Source organism: Bradyrhizobium sp. (assembly GCF_035701725.1).
Classification (GTDB): domain Bacteria; phylum Pseudomonadota; class Alphaproteobacteria; order Rhizobiales; family Xanthobacteraceae; genus Bradyrhizobium.
Window position 1 is genome coordinate 1 of record NZ_DASSRP010000435.1, and the last position, 4,487, is coordinate 4,487.

The window sequence follows — 4,487 nt, forward strand, 5'->3', positions numbered from 1 at the left end:
GAAATCATCACGACCGGAAGATCGGCATGGTCGCGCTTGATCTGCTCGAGCAGTTGCAAACCGTCAAGCTTGCTGCCCTGCAGCCAGATGTCCAGGAACACCAGGTTGGGCCTGCGGTTGGCGATTTCGGCGAGCGCCGAATCGCTGTCGCGCGCCGTCCGCGTCGCGAATCCCTCGTCGTCAAGAATCCCGGCGACAAGCTCGCGAATGTCGGCTTCGTCATCGACAATCAAAATATCACTTGCCATAGGATACGCCCGTATTCTCAGTTGCCCGTCGCAGCTTCGATTTTGCTCTGTTCATTAGTCGTTTCTTGTTGTTCGCCGGTTTCTTGCTCCGGCGGTTTTGTTTCACTGGCCGGCTGCGCGATCTCAGGCGCCGATGCATGGCCCGAAATCGCGAAACGCAGCCGCATCCACGCACCCCGCGCGCCTGGCCGCATTTCCGCTGCGTCGTGGAGTTCGATCCTGCCGCCGTGGTCCTGCAAGACCCGGCCGACGATCGCAAGTCCGAGGCCGGTACCCTTCTCCCGTGTCGTCACATAGGGTTCGAGCAGGCGCGCACGGCTCACCTTTGGCAGACCGATGCCGTTGTCGACGACGTCGATCACGATGTCATGGTTCTCGCGCGCCGCTATGACATCAATACGACCTCGTCCCAACTCTTCGGCGGGCACCGCCTCGATCGCCTCGGCCGCGTTCTTGATGATGTTGGTCAGCGCCTGCGAAATCAGCCGGCGGTCAAACTTGGCCTGCAGCGGCTCCTGCTTGATCTCGGCTTCGATGTCGATGTCGGGATGGCCGACCCGCATCAGGAATACCGCCTGACGCACGGTGTCGGCGACATCCTCACCTTCAATGACGGGTTTTGGCATCCGCGCAAAGCGTGAGAACTCGTCGACCATCCGCCGGATGTCGTCGACCTGCCGCACGATCGTCTCGGTACACTGCTCGAACACCGCTTTGTCTTCGACGATGGATTTGCCGAATTTGCGGCGGATGCGTTCGGCCGACAACTGAATTGGCGTCAGCGGATTCTTGATCTCATGCGCGATCCTGCGCGCCACGTCCGCCCACGCCGAGGTTCGCTGCGCCGACACCAGTTCCGTGATGTCGTCGAGCGTGATGATGTAACTGTCACGGGTCTGACTGGTCTGCTCCGCGGTGACTCGCACCGACAGGTTTCGCTCGTGACCGTCACGATTGATCGTGATCTGGCCCTGTACCAGCCGTTGCGTGCTCTCCCGCGCCGTCTTCATCATCTCGTCGAGTTCCGGCAACACGTCGGAGAGCGGATGATCCAGCGTCTCGGACTCGGCATGGCCGATCAGCTTCTCGGCCGAACGGTTGAGAATGCCGACGCTGCCGGAGGCGTCGACACCGATGATGCCCGCGCTTGCCGACGACAGCACCGCCTCGATAAATCGCCGGCGGCTGTCGATCAGCTCGCTGGCATTGACCAGTTCGTCGCGCTGGGTGCGCAGCTCCTGCGTCATTTTGTTGAAGATCTCGCCAAGCTGCGCGAGGTCGCCCTCCGAGCGCTTCACCGGCACCTGCACGTGGAGATCGCCGGTCGAGACCATATGCGCGGCGCCCATCAAGCGGCGGATCGGCGTCACCAGCGAATTGGCGAAATTCAGTCCCCAGAGGATCGAGGCCATCAGGATGGTCAGCGCGATAACGGCAAAGATCAGCGCGAAATTCACCTGAACGCCAAGGCGGCGCGCTTCGATCTCGGCATATTCGGCGACGCTGGCTTCGGTCTGTTTCAGCTGATCGACGACATGGGGATCGAGCTGCCGCGCGACGTAAAGAAACGTATCCTGAAAGGCACGCAAGCGGATCAGCGCCGCGACATAGTTCTCCTCGGGCAGGACCGCAATTTCCGGCTCGTTCTCGTTGACGTTGCTGAGGAAGTCGGCCGGGGGCGCCGCGAACGCCAGCTGGATGCCGGTCTCCGCGCTCTCAAGGATGTGGCGGTCCTTGTCGATCAGCATGGCCCCGGGCAGATTGCGCGAGGCGGCGCTCGCGGTCAGAAACTCGCGAAATGACTGGCGGTCCTGGTCGTAGAGCGGGCGGGCGCGGCCGATATCGGCCGCCATGCCGAGAATATCGCCGCGAATGAGCTGAGCGTGCTCCTGCATATAAGCGCGCGCGATGATCAGGGAATTCTGGATCACCTCCCGGGTCGGACCCGAGAACAGGCGGTCGAGGCCGCGCTCGATGGTCAGGTTGGCGACGACCGCCACGAGAACCGCCGGCAGCACCGCCATGATCGAGAACAGGCTGACGATCTGGACGTGAAGCCGGGCGGCGGCCCGGCCGCGGCGCCTCGCCTGCATCACCTGCCAGACCTCGCGGCCGATGATGCCGACCAGCACCAGAATCGTGGCGCCATTCATCAACATGAAGGACACCGCGACCTCGCGGGTCGGCTCGATCCGGGTCAGCCCGGTGAGCACCACGAAGGTCAGAAACGCCGATACCAGCGCGAGCCCGATCGCGATCGGCGCGAGCAGCCGCATAATCGACCGCGCCTTGGTCTCCGCGGGAGACGGATCGAACTGGGCGGCCGAGGTGTCCACGCTGGTCATTCCGCCAAACAATGAGATGAAAGCTGAGCGTCCGCCCCGTGCGGACTGATGCATTCATATCACAATGTTGCCGAATTGCGACAATTCCGCGGCGCGCGGTACGCCGCGGGCGGCCAATCCCCCGACAAATCGGGCATTTAAAGCGGGTCGTGACTACTCAGTTACCTGTCCGATAGACCTGGATATCGAGGTCCCGGATCTTCTTCCGCAGGGTGTTTCGGTTCAGCCCCAGAAGGTCGGCGGCCCGAATTTGGTTACCCCGGGTGGCCGCGAGCGCTGCGGTCAGCAGCGGGACCTCGATCTCCTTGAGGATGCGGTGATAGAGCCCAGGCGGCGGGACACCATTCGGGAAGCCGGAGAAGTGCGAGGACAGGTAAGCCTCCACGGCCCCGCCGAGATTATCGACGCCCTGGTGCATCGTGCCACCGGAGGTAACGGCCGGCGGGGCCAGCTCGCCGTCAATGACCGAGGCCGTGATGACGTCCTGAGGGTAAAGCGCGGCCAGCCGGCGCGCGAGATTCTCAAGTTCGCGGACGTTGCCGGGCCAGCGGTGCTGCTTCATCCGCTCCAGCGCCAGCGCGTCGAGCTTCTTCGGCGGCAAACCGTCTTTCTCGGCGAGCGCGAAGAAATGGCGGATCAGGTCGGGAAGATCTTCGATCCGCTCCCGCAGCGGCGGCAGCCGCAGCGGCACCACGTTGAGACGGAAGAACAGGTCCTCGCGGAACAGCCCCTGCTGAATCAGGATGCGCAGGTCCTTGTTGCTGGCGGCCACGATGCGGACGTCGGTCTTGATCGGCGTACGGCCGCCGACGGTGGTGTATTCGCCCTGCTGCAGCACGCGCAACAGCCGCGTCTGCGCCTCCATCGGCATGTCGCCGATTTCGTCGAGGAACAGCGTGCCGCCTTCGGCCTGCTCGAACCGGCCCGAGGCGCGGGTGTTGGCGCCGGTGAACGCGCCGCGCTCATGGCCGAACAATTCCGACTCGATCAGGTCGCGCGGTATCGCGGCCATGTTCACCGCAACGAACGGGCCGTTGCGCCGCTTGCCATAGTCGTGCAGCGCGCGCGCCACCAATTCCTTGCCGGTGCCGGACTCGCCCGAAATCATCACCGTCAGATCGGTCTGCATCAATCGCGCCAGCACGCGATAGATTTCCTGCATCGCCGGCGAGCGGCCGACCAGCGGGATAGAATCGAACTCGGAATCGTCGGGCGTGCTCGCCACCCGCTCCTTCGGCTCCGCCAGCGCCCGGCCGACGATACCGATCAATTCCTTCAGGTCGAAAGGCTTCGGCAGATATTCATAGGCGCCGCGCTCGGAGGCGCGGATCGCGGTCATGAAGGTGTTCTGCGCGCTCATCACGATCACGGGAAGATTCGGCCGCATCTTCTTGATCCGCGGCAAGAGATCGAATGCGTTCTCGTCGGGCATGACGACGTCGGTGATGACAAGGTCGCCCTCGCCCTGGCTGACCCAGCGCCACAGGGTCGCGGCGTTTCCGGTCAGCCTCACCTCATATCCGGCGCGCGATAGCGCCTGATTGAGCACGGTGCGGATGGCGGTATCGTCATCGGCAACGAGAATACTACCTGCGGGCATCGTCAATCCTCATCTCACGTCGTCCCGTAAACCTCATCGCGGTCAATCAAGCTTCTTGGCCGCATTGAACATCGGCAGCAGCACGCGGAAGGTCGTCTTTCGCGGCTGCGACTCGCACTCGATAATTCCGCCGTGGTCGCCGACGATCTTGGCGACCAGCGCCAGACCAAGCCCGCTGCCGGTCGGCTTGGTGGTCACGAAGGGATCGAACAGGTTCGGCAACAAATCTTCCGGCACGCCGGGGCCGTTGTCGCGCACGCAGAATTCAAGCGGCAGCGACACGCGCGACTTCTT

General features: G+C 63.3%; 4 protein-coding genes. All 4 read right to left on the reverse strand.

What is annotated here, in order from left to right:
- Positions 1-248 (reverse strand): response regulator (locus VFL62_RS26690; protein WP_325175394.1); only part of this gene is annotated, 248 nt, incomplete at its 3' end.
- A gap of 17 nt (positions 249-265) precedes the next feature.
- On the reverse strand, positions 266-2,593 hold the full coding sequence (locus VFL62_RS26695; protein ID WP_325175395.1) for a PAS domain-containing sensor histidine kinase: 2,328 nt from the start codon (positions 2,591-2,593) through the stop codon (positions 266-268).
- Between the two features lie 157 nt (positions 2,594-2,750).
- Entirely contained in the window at positions 2,751-4,193 is a 1,443-nt protein-coding gene (gene ntrC, locus VFL62_RS26700; RefSeq protein WP_325175396.1) for a nitrogen regulation protein NR(I), read from the reverse strand.
- 42 nt (positions 4,194-4,235) lie between these two features.
- Positions 4,236-4,487: ATP-binding protein (locus VFL62_RS26705; RefSeq protein WP_325175397.1), on the reverse strand; the 252-nt coding region annotated here is incomplete at its 5' end.